This is a genomic window from Mycetocola reblochoni REB411 (assembly GCF_900163835.1).
Classification (GTDB): Bacteria; Actinomycetota; Actinomycetes; order Actinomycetales; family Microbacteriaceae; genus Mycetocola_B; species Mycetocola_B reblochoni.
The window spans coordinates 1-14,895 of the sequence record NZ_FUKR01000037.1 but is presented as its reverse complement, the minus strand read 5'-3'; the positions used below and the strand labels follow the sequence as shown (position 1 = coordinate 14,895).

Below are 14,895 nucleotides of genomic sequence, written 5' to 3'. Positions count from 1 at the left end.
CGGGTACGGTTTCGCCATCCCTGACCCGGCGTGTACTTATATTCGAATATAGCCATATATCTGCGTTTCTGTTCCGGGTCTATGAGGTCCGACGGGAAAAGAGCGGCACACGCTCGTCGAGCGCATAAACACGGCGGGCCACGGAGCCATTGGGGCCGTGGCCGTTCCGTATCGACGCCGGCCCACGCCGAGCGAACGTCGAACGCCCGCGCACGAGCGACACGAAAGGCGAAGCGCGGTGGGAATGAGTCGATCCTCTGCCGTCAGCCTCATGGAGGCGATAAACCGTCAGCTTCATCGACGCGACAACCGACGGACAGGGCAGGCAGCGGACAGAACAGGGGAAGACACCACGGCCGGCAGACGACACCGCCCGACGACGACGGTGCGCAGCCAAGCGGTCGTCCAGCCCCATGGCGGCAGACGTCGGGGACTGCCACAGCCGCCCCGGACGCCGTCCCGGGCGGCGACGGAGCACGACTGACCACTGGACCCTAACGGTGCGCCTTGTCGGTCAGCGGGTCCCAGGCCGGGAAGTCACACGCGCGATCGCACTCGTGACCCGGGGCGCGCATTCCGGTCGTGGCGACAAGCCGCCCACGCGACGCTGCGCAGCGACCCCTCGGAGCCTCTCCTCCGGCACAGAGCCGTTCAGACTCCCGGGGGACCGTCAGAAGCGAGAACAGCCGTACAACACTGAATCGGTGGTCACAACCACTCGTGAAGCACGGACGCACTCGTTAAACACAGAACCGGCCCCCAAAGGAGCCGGCCGATGTGGAGACGAGGGGAATCGAACCCCTAACCCCCTGCTTGCAAAGCAGGTGCTCTGCCAATTGAGCTACGTCCCCTCGAGAAGTACTCGAGTGGGGCTACCAGGACTTGAACCTGGGACCTCTTCGTTATCAGCGAAGCGCTCTAACCGCCTGAGCTATAGCCCCGTTAGGGCACGAATGACATTACCGGAAATGCTCCGGCGTCCCAAATCGACACCCTCCGCCTGTCGGCGGCCAACCGCTACTGGTTGGTGAAGCCGACCAGCAGGCCACCACTGATCTTCACGGCGAGGTTGTACAGTCCAGCCGAGATCGCACCGAGTACCGTCACGACGATGAGGTTCAGGATTGCCACGACGACGGCGAAACCCATCACCCGACCGATGTTGAAGATGCCGGCCAGGTCCTGGTTCGACCCCGCGACCTCGCTGTACAGACTGTTGACGCTGTCGAACACGCCGACCGCCTCGAGAACGGTGAACACCAGGAAGAAGAACACGACCGTCACGATGGCGATCGCGACCGCAGCCAAGAACGACATCTTCACCGCCGACCAAAAGTCGACGTAGACCAGCTTGAGCCTGACCTGCTTGGTCGAGGACTTCTTGGAGGACTTCTTCGCGAGCTTCTCGGCGACGCTACTCATTTAGTTGGTTCCTTCCCGGGAGGACTCCGAAGACGGGGTGGTGGGGTCGTCGTCACGCGCATCCTCGGCGGTAGCCTCAGCCACCTCGTCCGCGACGGCGCGCTCGCTGTTGCGGGCGACGGTCAGGATCTTGTCCTTGTCGGGGAAGCGAGCGAACACAACCCCCATGGTGTCGCGGCCCTTGGCCGGAACCTCGGACACGGCAGACCTTACCACCTTGCCACTGGCGAGAACGACGAGCACCTCGTCGTCCGATCCGACGATCAGGGACCCGGCGAGCTCGCCCCGGTCGTCGTTGAGCTTCGCGACCTTGATGCCGAGCCCCGCGCGATTCTGCGTGCGGTACTGGTCGACCGCGGTCCGCTTCGCGTAACCGCCCTCCGTGACGGCGAACACGTACCAGCCGTGGGCCTCGTCGTCGTCGTGGGGGATCACGGAGGCGGACAGCAGCTCGTCACCGTCGCGGAAGCTCATGCCCCTGACGCCTGACGTCGAACGGCCGAGCGGCCGCAGCGCGTCGTTCCTGGCCTGGAAGCGCAACGACATGCCCTGACGCGAGACCAGGAAGATGTCCGAGTCCTCCTCGACGAGCAACGCGTTGACGAGCTCGTCGCCGTTGCGCAGGTTGATGGCGATGATGCCGCCGGAGCGGTTGGTGTCGTACTCGCTGAGCGCGGTCTTCTTGATGAGGCCCTTGCGGGTGGCCAACGCGAGGTAGGTGGCCGCCTGATAGTCCTTGATGTCCAGGATCGCGGCGATCTGCTCGTCCGGCTGCATGGCGAGCAGGTTGGCGACGTGCTGACCCTTCGCGTCGCGGCCGGCCTCCTGCACCTCGTAGGCCTTGGCCCGGTACACCCGTCCCTGGTCGGTGAAGAACAGGAGCCAGTGGTGCGTCGTCGTGACGAAGAAGTGGTCGACGATGTCGTCGGCGCGCAGTTGCGCACCGCGCACTCCGCGGCCGCCGCGGTGCTGGGAACGGTAGTTGTCACTCCGGGTCCGCTTGATGTAGCCGCCCCTCGTGACGGTGACGACCATCTCCTCCTCGGGGATCAGGTCCTCCATGTTCATGTCGCCGTCGTAGCCGTACATGATCTCGGTGCGCCGGTCGTCGCCGTACTTGTCGACGATCGCGGTGAGCTCATCGCCGACGATCGTGCGCTGACGCGCCGGTGTGGCGAGGATGTCCTTCAGGTCGAGGATCTGCGCCTCGATCTGGTCGTGCTCGTCGATGATCTTCTGACGCTCCAGCGCGGCGAGGCGGCGCAGCTGCATCTCCAGGATCGCGTTGGCCTGCAGCTCGTCGACGGCGAGCAGCTCCATCAGACCGGTCCGCGCCTGCTCGACGTTCGGCGAGCGACGGATGAGCGCGATGACCTCGTCGAGAGCATCGAGCGCCTTCAGGTAGCCGCGCAGGATGTGCGCCCTGGCCTCCTTCTCGGCCAGGCGGTACTGGGTGCGCCGGACGATGACCTCGATCTGGTGCGCCACCCATGCGGTGATGAAGCCGTCGAGCGCGAGGGTCCGCGGCACGCCATCAACGATCGCGAGCATGTTGGCGCCGAAGTTCTCCTGCAGCGAGGTGTGCTTGTACAGGTTGTTGAGCACGACCTTCGCGACGGCATCGCGCTTGAGCACGAGCACGAGCCGCTGACCCGTACGACCGCTCGTCTCGTCCCTAATGTCGGCGATGCCGTTGAGCCGGCCCTCCTTCACCATGTCAGCGATCTTGATGGCGAGGTTATCGGGGTTGACCTGGTACGGCAGCTCCGTCACGACGAGGCAGGTGCGTCCGGCGATCTCCTCGACGTTGACGACGGCACGCATCGTGATGGAGCCACGGCCCGTGCGGTAGGCGTCCTGGATGCCCTTGACGCCGAGGATCTGCGCCCCGGTCGGGAAGTCCGGTCCCTTGATCCTCTGGATCAGCGCCTCGAGCAGGTCCTCTCGGCTCGCGTCGGGGTTGGCCAGATGCCACAGTGCGCCGTCCGCGACCTCGCGCAGGTTGTGCGGCGGGATGTTGGTGGCCATGCCGACCGCGATACCGACCGAACCGTTGACGAGCAGGTTCGGGAAGCGGCTCGGCAGGACCGACGGCTCCTGGGTGCGGCCGTCGTAGTTGTCCTGGAAGTCGACGGTGTCCTCGTCGATGTCCCGAACCATCTCGAGCGCGAGCGGGGCCATCTTCGTCTCGGTGTACCGGGGTGCCGCGGCGCCGTCATTGCCCGGAGACCCGAAGTTGCCCTGGCCGAGCGCGAGCGGGTAGCGCAGGCTCCACGGCTGCACCAGGCGGACGAGCGCATCGTAGATCGCGCTGTCACCGTGCGGGTGGAACTGTCCCATGACGTCTCCGACGACACGGGCGCACTTGGAGAACGCCTTGTCCGGACGGTAGCCACCGTCGTACATCGCGTAGATGACGCGTCGGTGCACCGGCTTCAAACCGTCGCGGACCTCGGGGAGCGCACGCCCGACGATCACGCTCATCGCGTAGTCGAGGTAGCTGCGCTGCATCTCCAGCTGGAGATCGACCTGGTCGATCTTGCCGTGGTGCGACGAGGTTTCAGTGTTCTCGCCTGTGGTGTCGTCTGCCATGTCTTCTTATCCCTGTCTGTCGGTCGCTCGTCTCTGTCCGTGGATCAGATGTCGAGGAACCGCACGTCCTTCGCGTTCTGCTGGATGAAGGTCCTGCGCGCGTCGACGTCCTCGCCCATGAGGGTGGCGAAGATCTCGTCCGCGATCGCGGCGTCGTCCAGGGTGACCTGCAGGAGCGTGCGCGTCTGCGGGTCCATCGTGGTCTCCCAGAGCTCCTTGTAGTCCATCTCGCCGAGACCCTTGTACCGCTGGATGCCGTTGTCCTTCGGGATGCGCTTGCCCGCGGCGAGGCCGTCGGTGAGGTAGGCATCCCGCTCAGCGTCGCTGTAGACGTAGTCGTGCTCGGCGTTGGACCACTTGATGCGGTAGAGCGGCGGCTGGGCGAGGTAAACGTAGCCGAGCTCGATCATCGGCCGCATGTAGCGGAACAGCAGCGTGAGCAGCAGCGTCGTGATGTGCTGGCCGTCGACGTCGGCGTCGGCCATGAGCACGATCTTGTGGTACCTGGCCTTCTCGTGGTTGAAGTCCTCGCCGATGCCCGCTCCGAAGGCGGTGATCATCGCCTGGACCTCGGCGTTGCCCATCGCCCTGTCGAGCCGGGCCTTCTCGACGTTGAGGATCTTTCCGCGCAGCGGCAGGATCGCCTGGGTCTCCGGGTTGCGCCCCTGCACGGCCGAGCCGCCGGCCGAGTCGCCCTCGACGATGAAGATCTCGGAGATCGACGGGTCCTTGGACTGGCAGTCCTTCAGCTTGCCCGGCATTCCGCCGCCCTCGAGCAGCCCCTTGCGGCGCGCCGTCTCCCGGGCCTTGCGTGCGGCGAGCCGTGCCGTGGCGGCGCCGATCGCCTTCATGATGATCGACTTCGCCTGCAGCGGGTTGCGCTCCAGCCAGTCGCCGAGCTGGTCGCCGACGATCTTCTGGACGAAGGCCTTCGCCTCGGTGTTGCCCAGCTTGGTCTTGGTCTGACCCTCGAACTGCGGTTCGCCGAGCTTCACGGAGATGACCGCGGTGAGACCCTCGCGGACGTCGTCGCCGGAGAGGTTGTCGTCGCGGTCCTTGAGCAGGTTCTTCGCGCGCGCGTAACGGTTGATGAGCGTCGTCAGTGCCGCGCGGAAGCCCTCCTCGTGGGTGCCGCCCTCATGGGTGTTGATGGTGTTCGCGTAGGTGTGGACGCTCTCGCTGTAGGCGGTCGTCCACTGCATGGCGACCTCGAGTGCGATCTTGCGTTCCGTGTCCTCCGACTCGAAGGAGATGATCTCGTCGTTGACGATCTCGGCACGCTTGGCACTGTTGAGGTACTCGACGTAATCGACCAGACCCCGCTCGTAGAAGAACACGTCGTGCCGTGCCCTGGCGGTCTCGTCCTGGGACGAGCCGTCGGCGACGGCATCGACGACGGCATCCCCGTCCACGGCGGTCGGCTCGGCGTTCTCCCGCTCGTCGGTCAGTGTGATCCGCAGTCCCTTGTTGAGGAACGCCATCTGCTGGAACCGGGTCCGCAGCGTCGTGTAGTCGAAGTCGACGGTCTCGAAGATAGTGTCGTCGGGCCAGAAGGTGATCGTGGTGCCGGTCTCGTCCGACTCCTCGCCCTTCTGCAGGGGGCCCTCCGGGATCCCGCCCGTGCTGAACTGCTGGCGCCACACGAAGCCCTGGCGCCGGACCTCGACCTCGAGCCGACGGGAGAGCGCGTTGACCACGGAGCTGCCGACGCCGTGCAGGCCGCCGGAGACCGCGTATCCACCGCCGCCGAACTTTCCTCCCGCGTGCAGGATCGTCAGCACGACCTCGACCGTCGACTTCTGCTCGATCGGGTGGATGTCAACGGGGATCCCTCGCCCGTTGTCGACGACGCGAACCGCGCCGTCCGGCAGGATCGTCACGACGATGTTGTCGGCGTAGCCGGCCAGCGCCTCGTCGACGGAGTTGTCGACGATCTCGTACACCAGGTGGTGAAGTCCGCGCGGACCGGTCGACCCGATGTACATTCCCGGTCGCTTCCGCACCGCTTCAAGGCCCTCGAGAACCTGAATCTGATCGGCACCGTAGTCGCCGCTTCCCTGACCGATCTTCGGTTCTTCTGACATATGTTGTGAGGCTCCAAACCGTCTACGGATAGACACTTCAGCCTACCAAGCGATCGACGGTTTCCCCGCGCTGAGCGGCCGTTTGCCGGGCTTTTTCTTGCCGTTCGACCTGATTTGCCGAGTCAACCGTAGGTATCGCGCACTCCACGGCCCTGAACCGATCTGGGGCCACGTTTGAACGAAGGGACGTTGGGTCCCAAAAAGCGGATCGTGGTGACCTGTGCTTCGGGGAACCGCGTGGTGATCTGCGTCTGGAGTTCGACGCGCATGAGTCTCAGCTGGGTGGCCCAGGCTGTCGATTCGCACTGGACCGTGAGGACTCCCGCGCTGATGTCCACGGGAGTCGAATGCGCTGCGGTCTGCTCGCCGGCCACGTCGGCCCAGCGGGCGACCAGGTCGCTCTTGGCCAGCTGGGTCTCCCAGCCGAGGGAGTTGGTGAGCGAGCCGAGCACGTCGCTGATGCCGTGCGGGTCCCGGCCGGGGGCGAACGGAGCGCTCCCCGGACGCGGCGTCCTCTGCTCGCGGCGACGACCGGGCTTGATCCCCCCGAAGACCAGCTTCATGTGCTCGTACACCCGCGAGCACTCCTCATTCACCGCCTCGATGTCAGACATCGACAGCGTCCTCGTCGACCACGCGACCGGCGCGGATGAAGATCGGAGCGGCGCGGAGCTCCTCCGGGATGTCCTCGCGAACGGCGGCCGTGATCAGCACCTGCTCGAACCCCGTGACCGCCTCGGCCAGCCGTCGCCGTCGCTGACGGTCCAGTTCCGCGAACACGTCGTCGAGGATGAGGACCGGGTCCCCGAGATCGGAGTCCCTGCGCAACAGCTCCGCCGTCGCCAGCTTGAGCGCCAGGACGAACGACCACGACTCACCGTGACTGGCGTATCCCTTGACCGGCAGCCGGTTGAGTCCGAACAGCAGATCGTCCCTGTGCGGTCCGACCAGGGTGAGCCCCCGCTCGCGTTCCGCGCGTCGGCGGCGCTCCATGGCCGCCCGGAAGCCCGCCTCGATCCGTGCCGAGTCCGGAACCGCGCTGTTCGCGGCCCGGTCCGCGGTGTCATCCGCATCGACGTCGTACCCGTCGATGCTCAGGCTCAAATCGATCGTCGGTTCGTGATCGTCGTCAACGACGGCCGCATAGGCGCGCCGCAGCGGGTCGCGGATCTGTTCGACCAGAACGGCCCGTCGGGCGATGATCTCGGTACCGAGGGAGATGAGCTTCTCGTCCCAGATCGTGAGTGTCTGCTCCTGCGCGGCGCTCAGCCCGCCCCTCAGGGATTTGAGCAGAGTGTTCCGTTGCTTGAGCACGCGTTCGTAGTCGGCCAGGACCGCGCTGAACCGTGGTGCGAGGATCATCGAGAGTTGGTCGATGAATCGACGTCGGCCAGAAGGTTCGCCCCGAACCAGGGCGAGGTCCTCCGGAGCGAAGAGGACCGTTCGGACGTACCAGGGCAGGTCCCGCGGCCGGATTGCCGAGCGGTTGATCTGGGCACGGTTCGTCCCCGAGCGGTTGATCTGCACTTCGGCGAGGAGCTCGCGGTCGCCGTGGGTGAACGTCGTCCGCACGATGGCGGCCTCGCATCCGGCGCGGACCATCGCTTGGTCACCGCTTACGCGGTGCGAACTGAGCGTGCTGAGAAAGACGAGCGACTCGACCAGGTTCGTCTTTCCCTGACCGTTCCGTCCGATGAAGAGGTTGGTACCGCCGTGCAGCTCAAGCTCGGCCTCCGCGTAGTTGCGGAAGTCCCTGAGGCTGAGGTGCGTGACGATCATCGCGGTCTCCGTTCGGGGTGGTGCGGCACCACCCCGAACGGTGGAGCCGTCTACTCGGCTGACTTGACGGCGTGGCCGCCGAACTGGTTTCGCAGTGCCGCGACGGCCTTCATCGCCGGGGAGTCTTCCTGCCGCGAGACGAAGCGGGCGAAGATCGACGCCGAGATGGTCGGGACGGGAACGGCGTTGTCGATGGCCTCTTCGATGGTCCACCGTCCCTCGCCCGAGTCCTCGACGTAGCCTTCGATGTTGGCCAGAGTCGGGTCGTGCTGGAGCGCGAGGACGAGGAGCTCGAGCAGCCAGGACCGCACGACGGTGCCGCGCTGCCATGCTCCGAAGATCCCCGGAACGTCGTTGACGATGTCACTGCGCTTCTCGAGGAGCTCGTAACCCTCGGCGTACGCCTGCATCATCGCGTACTCGATGCCGTTGTGCACCATCTTGGCGTAGTGACCGGCACCGACGCCGCCGGCGTGGACGAAGCCCTCTGCCCGCGGTCCCTCGGGTCGGAGGGCATCGAACACGGGCATCACTCGCTCGACCTGCGCCTCGGGTCCGCCGACCATGAGGCCGTAGCCGTTGGTGACGCCCCAGACGCCGCCAGACACACCGGCGTCGATGTAGTCGATGCCCTTCGCGGACAGCAGCTCGTTGTGCTTGATGTCCTCGGTGAAGCGGCTGTTCCCGCCCTCGATGATCAGGTCGCCGGCGTCGAGGACGTCGCTGAGTTCGGTGATGACGGCGTCGGTGATGGCTCCGGCCGGGACCATCACCCAGACCGTCCGCGGTGCGGGAAGTGCCTCGGCGAGCTCGACGAGGTTGGCAACGTCGCTGACGTCGGGGTTGCGGTCGTAACCGGTGACCTCGATGCCGTTGTTGCGCAGACGAGTGCGCATGTTGTTGCCCATTTTGCCGAGTCCGATAAGACCGATGTGCATGTGTTCTCCCAGTTGTGCGGTGTGTGCGGGGGTGTGCTCAGCGAAGAAGAAGGTTCGGCTGGAGCAGGTATTTGAAGCTGTCCGCCCCCGGCTGGTCCTTCGAGGACTGACTCGTGATGAGGACGGGGCCGGGCTTGTTGCTGTTCTCCGAGGTGGTGAACGAGAAACGGACGAACTCGCTGCGCACCGCGTTGAGCGCATCGATGAGGAACTGGGGCTTCAGCGACAGGACGATGTCGTTGCCGGTGAGCAGAGCATCGACCGTTTCTGACGCCTGGGCGTTCTCGGAGCCGGCGGCGTCCATGGTGAGCCCATCGATGGTGAAGCTGAACCGCAGGGCTGCCTCACGCTCGAGGACGAGGGAGACGCGGCGGACCGAATCGATCACGTCAGCGGTGTTCATGACCGCGTAGTTGCTGACATCGCTGGGGAACAGCCGTCTGACCGGGGGGAACGTTCCCTTGATCAGCAGGGACGTGACCGTCTTGCGGTCGGCCGAGAACGCGATGAGTTCGCGATCGTCGCTGTTGGTGAACGCGACCGAGATCGTGCTGGAGTGGCCGAAGGTCTTGCCGACCTCCTGGATCGTGCGAGCAGGGATGAGAGCGCTGATCGGTTCACCCGAGCCGGCACCGTTGTCCCACTCGATGTCACGGACGGCGACGCGGTAACGGTCGGTGGCCACGAGGCTGAGCGTGTTGTCGGCGACCTCAAGCTGCACGCCCGTGATCACAGGGGTGACGTCGTCCTTCGAGGCGGCGACCGCGACCTGCGACACCGCGGTCGAGAAGTCCTCGGCCTTGACCAACCCGCTCTCACCGTCTACGTGCGGAACCGTCGGATACTCCTCGACTGGCATCGAGAGGAGCGTGAACGATGCGGGGCCGCAGCTGACACTGATCTTGTTGTCGTCGGTGCTGAACTGGACGGGCGCGTTGGGCAGCCGGTTCGCGATTTCTGCGAGAAGACGTCCCGAGACGAGGACCGTTCCCTGCTCCTCGACGTCGGCATCGATTTCGGTCTGAGCAGACACCTCGTAGTCGAAGCTCGAGAGCTTCAGTCCGCTCTCGGTGGTTGACAGCAGCACACCACTCAGGATCGGGAGGGTCGTCCGCTGCGGAAGCAGCTTGACGGTGAACGAGACTGCGTCGCTGAAGACGTCGCGATTCACGCTGAAGCGCACGGTGATCCCCTGACTGTCGGAGGTGGGCTCGGGATGACAACAATGCTAGCCCGTGCCGAAGTTCGTGTAGTTCCTCGAGCGTGGCCCCCCAAGGTTGCCTCGCGGGATTTTTCTTAGAAGATCTGTAATGGTCTTAACAGTTGTGGAGAGTGTGGATAACTCCGACGACGTCAGGAATCACAAGGGAACTACATTCCTGTCACTTGTGGGAAGCGTGTGAGCCGAGTTGAGTGAACATGCCGCGTCATGACGCCGATCGTGGCTTCGACTCCACAAGAATCTCGCGCTCATCAACACGTTCGGGCGGCGCGTTCCACAGCTTTCCACAACTTGTCCACACCTGTGTACTTGTTAATAAGAGGAGCGGCGTCGGTGGACAACCCCTCGGGCATGGACGTCGCGCTGGGGTGCGAACACGGCGGCGCGATCGGTTCGATCACCGGTTGAAGCGGTGTCCCTGCTTGATGCGGCTCGTCAGCTCGGTCACCTGGTTGTAGATCGAGCGACGCTCCTGCATGAGGTCGCCGATCTTCTTGTTGGCGTACATGACGGTCGTGTGGTCGCGATTGCCGAACAGCTGGCCGATCTTCGGCAGCGAGAGGTTCGTCAACTCACGACACAGGTACATGGCGATCTGCCGCGACGTCGCGATGGCCTGCGAGCGCGACGAACCGTAGAGGTCGTCGACGGACAGTTTGAAGTAGGCGGCCGTGGTGTTGATGATGTCGACCGGCGAGATCACGTTGTCCTCGTCGAGGGTGATGAGGTCCTTGAGCACCGTCTGAGCGAGCGACATATCGATCGGCGTGCGTCCCAGGCTCGCGAAGGCGGTGACGCGGATGAGCGTGCCCTCCAGTTCGCGGATGTTCGAGGACACCTTGGAGGCGATGAACTCGAGCACCTCGTCCGGGATGGAGAGCTTCTCGCTCTGCGCCTTCTTGCGGAGAATCGCGATGCGGGTCTCGAGGTCGGGGACCTGGACGTCGGTGATGAGCCCCCACTCGAAGCGTGATCGCATCCGGTCCTCGAAGCCAGTGAGGGCCTTGGGAGGCAGGTCGCTGGTGATCACGACCTGCTTGTTGTGGTCGTGCAGGTTGTTGAAGGTGTGGAAGAACGCCTCCTGCGTCTCCGCCTTGCCCTGCAGGAACTGGATGTCGTCGATGAGGAGAATGTCGACGTCGCGGTAGCGGGCCTGGAACTCTGCGCCCCTGTTGTTCGCGATCGAGTTGATGAAGTCGTTGGTGAACTCCTCGCTGGAGACGTATCGAACGCGGACTCCGGGGAAGAGGCTGATCGCGTAGTGACCGATCGCGTGCAGCAGGTGAGTCTTGCCGAGACCCGAGTCGCCGTAGATGAACAGCGGGTTGTAGGCCTTGGCGGGGGCCTCAGCGACGGCGACGGCAGCGGCGTGCGAGAAGCGGTTGGACTGCCCGATCACGAAGTTGTCGAAGGAGTACTTGTTGTTGAGCCGCGGGTCGTTCTCGCGCGACGGCAGTGGAGCGGGTGACGGCGAGGAAGGCTCGGCTGCGACGACGGGCGTCGACGCGGTCTGTCCGGCTGCCGGCGTACTGGCCGGTGTGGGGAGGACAGGCGCCGTGTCCTCCTCGATGATCTCCGGGTTGACGACGACGGCGTAGTTCGTGGCCTCGATCTGCTCGCTCATGGTGCCGATCGCCTCGATCAGGGAGGCGCGCATCCTGGCGTTGAGCTGACCCGCCGTGAACTCGTTCGGCACCTCGAGGTAGAGGGTTCCCCCCATGATGCCTTTGGGGACGACGAGGTTCAGGAACCCTCGAAGCGGAGGTGTGATCCGGTCGTCGGTGCCGAGAACGCCGACGATGTCCTGCCAGATGGTCTCGATGTGGTCTTGCCCGTTGCTCATAGCTCCCCAATGTTTACTCACAAGGTTATCCACCGACCAAGGCGCGAATGTGGGAAACGCGGTTGCGGGTAGGGATCGGCTTGGGGATAACCAGCCGTGCCACGCTAACGATCTGTTCGCCTAGCCGCAAGATCGCAGGCGAGGAGGGGGACGGTGCGGCGAAGAGGCACGGAGCAGGTCCTGTGGATAAACCTGAGTGGTCGCCTCGTGGGTTTGCTTGTTCGCTGCTGCCGTCGTAGATTTAGTCAGTTGACGTATGCCTTTTGGCACCCAGTTGTCCCCACCGACTGTCGGTGGTGGAGCCTCACCCGTGGAGTAATCATGAGCAAGCGAACCTTCCAGCCGAACAACCGTCGTCGTGCCAAGGTGCACGGCTTCCGTCTCCGTATGCGCACCCGCGCCGGCCGCGCCATCCTGGCGAACCGCCGCCGCAAGGGCCGCACCGAGCTCTCCGCGTAGTCGTCGACTCGTCGTGCTCGACGCAGCCCACAAGCTGACGCGAGCCGACGAGTACCGTCGGGTCGTTCGCCGAGGGCGGCGACTCGTCGGTGCTGTGACGGTCTCGCACATCGTGATGAACCCGAACCCTGTCCACGCACGGTTCGGGTTCATCGCTGCGAAATCCGTCGGCGGTGCGGTCGTTCGCAACCGTGTCCGGCGCCGTCTGAAAGCAGCCACCCACTCGGTTCTCGATTCCGTCCCGGAAGGAACAGAGATCGTCGTGCGCGCCCAACCCGCGGCCGCGGCCGCGAGCTACGACGTCCTGTTGGCGGACGTCACCGCTGCCGCTGCGCGCGCGCGGACGCTGGCCTCACGATCATGAGTACGCTGCTGCTTCTGCCCCGCAACGCCGTCGTTGCGTTCCTCGTGGCCTACCGTCGGATCATCTCGCCGCTCTACGGTGACGTGTGCCGGTACCACCCGAGCTGCTCGGCGTACGCACTGCAATCGGTTCAGCTGCACGGTGTCCTCGTCGGTTCCTGGTGGACGGCGCGCCGACTGCTTCGATGCCACCCCTGGGCGACCGGTGGAATCGACGATGTCCGTCCCCGCCGACGCTTCCGCTACCTCATCACCCCGGCCGGCTTCGTCGTCGCCGGTCATCAGAAGGGCTAACCCGCACAATGGATATCTTCTCCATCATCCTCTGGCCCTTGAAATGGGTCGTCGAGCTACTCCTTGTCGGGTGGCACTGGCTGCTGTCTGCCGCGGGGATGGATCCCGCGAGCGGGCTCACCTGGGTGCTGTCGATCGTCGGACTCGTCATCGTGGTGCGTGCGGCTCTGATCCCGCTGTTCGTCAAGCAGATCAAGAACCAGCGTCGGATGATGGAGGTCGCGCCACGGCTGAAGAAGGTCCAGGACAAGTACCGCGGCAAGCGTGATCAGCTGTCCCAGGAGGCGATGCGCCGCGAGACCATGGCGATCTACTCCGAGACCGGAACCAACCCGATGGCGTCGTGCCTGCCCCTCTTGGTGCAGATGCCGATCTTCTTCTCGCTGTTCCAGGTTCTGAACGCCGCTCAGGCCGGTAAAGCGGGCGTCGGGCCTCTGAACTCACAGCTTGCGGAGCAGTTCGGCAATGCGGCGTTGTTCGGTGGTTTCGCCCCGCTGCACACGAGCTTCCAGAAGGCCATGGAGGCCACTCCCCCGCAGGTCGGCGTCATGATCGTCGCTGCGGTGATGGTCGTGCTCATGACCGCATCGCAGTTCATCACGCAGCTGCAGATCATGTCGAAGAACATGTCGGAGGAGGCCAAGGCCAGCCCGATGTTCAAGCAGCAGCGGATCATGCTGTACATCCTCCCGTTCATCTTCCTGTTCTCGGGATTCGCCTTCCCCCTCGGTGTGATGTTCTACTGGCTGACCAGCAACATCTGGACGATGGTGCAGCAGTTCATCGTCATCAGGAACATGCCGACGCCGGGCAGCGAGGCGGCGAAGAAGCGCGAGGAGCGCCTGGCACGAAAGGGCAAGCTCGTGGTCGACGAGGGGACGGCCCAGGAGACCGTCGTGGTCGTCGAGAAGCAGCAGCGGCAGCAGCCGATGAGCAAGTCCAGGGCGAAGAAGTCCGGCACGAAGCCGAACTCCGGCGGAAACAGTAGCGAGAGGAAGTAGTCGATATGTCAGATCCCACGATCGATGGAACGTCGACCCCTTCGGTTGACGAGGGCGATATCGCGGCGGACTTCATCGAGGAGTTCCTCGACATCGCTGATTTGGACGGCGACCTCGAGATTTCCGTGACCAACGGTCGTTCCTACATCTCGGTGACCGCGGAGGGTGAGAGCAACCTGGCCGTGCTCTCGGCCCCGGAGACCGTGAACGCGTTGCAGGAGCTCACCAGGCTCGCGGTGCAGTCGAAGACCGGTGAGTTTTCACGCCTGATCCTTGACGTCGATGGCTCCCGGCAGCAGCGGCTTCGTGAGCTCGAAAGACTTGTGGACAGCGCGATCGCTCAGCTCGACAGCGGCGCGGAGACCGCGGAGCTGCCGGCGATGTCGAGTTACGAGCGAAAGCTCGTTCACGATGTTGTCGCGGATCGCGGGTTCGTCTCGCACTCCTTCGGTGAGGGCCGTGATCGCCACACGGTGGTGACTCGCAGCTAGACCCGCGAAGGAGTCGGGACACCAGCTCGTCCGGCGTACACCCGAGGGTATGTGCCGGACGGCGTCGTTTAGGCCCGGGCGGACGGGGACTGTCCGGGTTCTGACCGTGCATCGATGCCGACGTTCGGGCGTGGGGCGAAGGCCGGACCTGTGCTTGTGCGTTTCGTCGTGGGCGGGTCGGCAGCTCGGTTTCAGCTGTCCAATTATGGTATGAACCGGTGATCCTCCGGGCTGTCGTCCGTCGTCGCCCGAGCTCTGCTTGTTCGGATTTCGATTTAGGTGGAGTGTGTCCCGATCGATGCACGTTGTGTTGTGCGGGAGACAGACCGGTTGTTCGCAGCGCTGGGCGCCGGGTGACGTCCCGCTGAGTGGTGGAGTTTCCTCAACACCGTGCGGGTCAGTGCTTT

13 protein-coding genes and 2 tRNA genes are annotated in these 14,895 nt (G+C 64.6%); 5 read left to right on the top strand and 10 right to left on the bottom strand.

What is annotated here, in order from left to right; translation table 11 throughout:
* Positions 1-778 precede the first annotated feature (778 nt).
* The 10 genes from FM119_RS07270 to dnaA form a co-directional block, all read right to left on the bottom strand.
* Positions 779-851 (bottom strand) — tRNA-Ala (locus FM119_RS07270).
* Positions 852-867: 16 nt separating this feature from the next.
* Positions 868-941, bottom strand: a tRNA-Ile gene (locus FM119_RS07265).
* A 76-nt stretch (positions 942-1,017) separates the two neighbouring features.
* Positions 1,018-1,422, bottom strand: a complete 405-nt coding sequence (locus tag FM119_RS07260; RefSeq protein WP_087137021.1) for a DUF3566 domain-containing protein — start codon at positions 1,420-1,422, stop codon at positions 1,018-1,020.
* Positions 1,423-4,014, bottom strand: coding sequence for a DNA gyrase subunit A (gyrA, locus tag FM119_RS07255; protein WP_087137020.1), 2,592 nt, complete (start codon positions 4,012-4,014; stop codon positions 1,423-1,425). It abuts the gene before it with no gap.
* Positions 4,015-4,058: 44 nt separating this feature from the next.
* Positions 4,059-6,098, bottom strand: a complete 2,040-nt coding sequence (gene gyrB, locus FM119_RS07250) for a DNA topoisomerase (ATP-hydrolyzing) subunit B (RefSeq protein ID WP_087137019.1) — start codon at positions 6,096-6,098, stop codon at positions 4,059-4,061.
* A gap of 122 nt (positions 6,099-6,220) precedes the next feature.
* A complete protein-coding gene (locus FM119_RS07245) occupies positions 6,221-6,712 on the bottom strand; it encodes a DciA family protein (RefSeq protein WP_087137018.1) in 492 nt (163 codons plus the stop codon).
* Complete coding sequence (gene recF, locus FM119_RS07240) at positions 6,705-7,877, bottom strand: DNA replication/repair protein RecF (protein WP_087137017.1); 1,173 nt, start codon at positions 7,875-7,877, stop codon at positions 6,705-6,707. Before recF ends, FM119_RS07245 begins: the two co-directional genes overlap by 8 nt.
* Positions 7,878-7,927: 50 nt before the next feature.
* Positions 7,928-8,815, bottom strand: a complete 888-nt coding sequence (gene gnd, locus FM119_RS07235; protein ID WP_087137016.1) for a phosphogluconate dehydrogenase (NAD(+)-dependent, decarboxylating) — start codon at positions 8,813-8,815, stop codon at positions 7,928-7,930.
* Positions 8,816-8,852: 37 nt separating this feature from the next.
* Positions 8,853-9,998 (bottom strand): DNA polymerase III subunit beta, encoded by a 1,146-nt coding sequence (gene dnaN, locus FM119_RS07230; protein ID WP_087137015.1) that lies wholly within the window; start codon positions 9,996-9,998, stop codon positions 8,853-8,855.
* Positions 9,999-10,434: 436 nt separating this feature from the next.
* Positions 10,435-11,880, bottom strand: coding sequence for a chromosomal replication initiator protein DnaA (dnaA, locus tag FM119_RS07225; RefSeq protein ID WP_087137014.1), 1,446 nt, complete (start codon positions 11,878-11,880; stop codon positions 10,435-10,437).
* A 321-nt stretch (positions 11,881-12,201) separates the two neighbouring features.
* Here dnaA and rpmH point away from each other — a divergent pair, with 321 nt between their 5' ends.
* From rpmH to FM119_RS07200, 5 genes are read left to right on the top strand one after another with little or no spacing between them, the layout of a single operon-like run.
* A complete protein-coding gene (gene rpmH, locus FM119_RS07220) occupies positions 12,202-12,339 on the top strand; it encodes a 50S ribosomal protein L34 (protein ID WP_026940492.1) in 138 nt (45 codons plus the stop codon).
* Positions 12,340-12,352: 13 nt separating this feature from the next.
* On the top strand, positions 12,353-12,703 hold the full coding sequence (gene rnpA / locus FM119_RS07215; protein ID WP_087137013.1) for a ribonuclease P protein component: 351 nt from the start codon (positions 12,353-12,355) through the stop codon (positions 12,701-12,703).
* Positions 12,700-12,996, top strand: coding sequence for a membrane protein insertion efficiency factor YidD (gene yidD / locus FM119_RS07210; protein ID WP_087137012.1), 297 nt, complete (start codon positions 12,700-12,702; stop codon positions 12,994-12,996). Before rnpA ends, yidD begins: the two co-directional genes overlap by 4 nt.
* An 8-nt stretch (positions 12,997-13,004) precedes the next feature.
* The gene (gene yidC / locus FM119_RS07205) at positions 13,005-13,997 is read left to right on the top strand and encodes a membrane protein insertase YidC (RefSeq protein WP_087137011.1); all 993 of its coding nucleotides are present in this window, start codon (positions 13,005-13,007) and stop codon (positions 13,995-13,997) included.
* 5 nt (positions 13,998-14,002) lie between these two features.
* Complete coding sequence (locus FM119_RS07200; RefSeq protein WP_087137010.1) at positions 14,003-14,488, top strand: Jag family protein; 486 nt, start codon at positions 14,003-14,005, stop codon at positions 14,486-14,488.
* Positions 14,489-14,895: the final 407 nt, after the last annotated feature.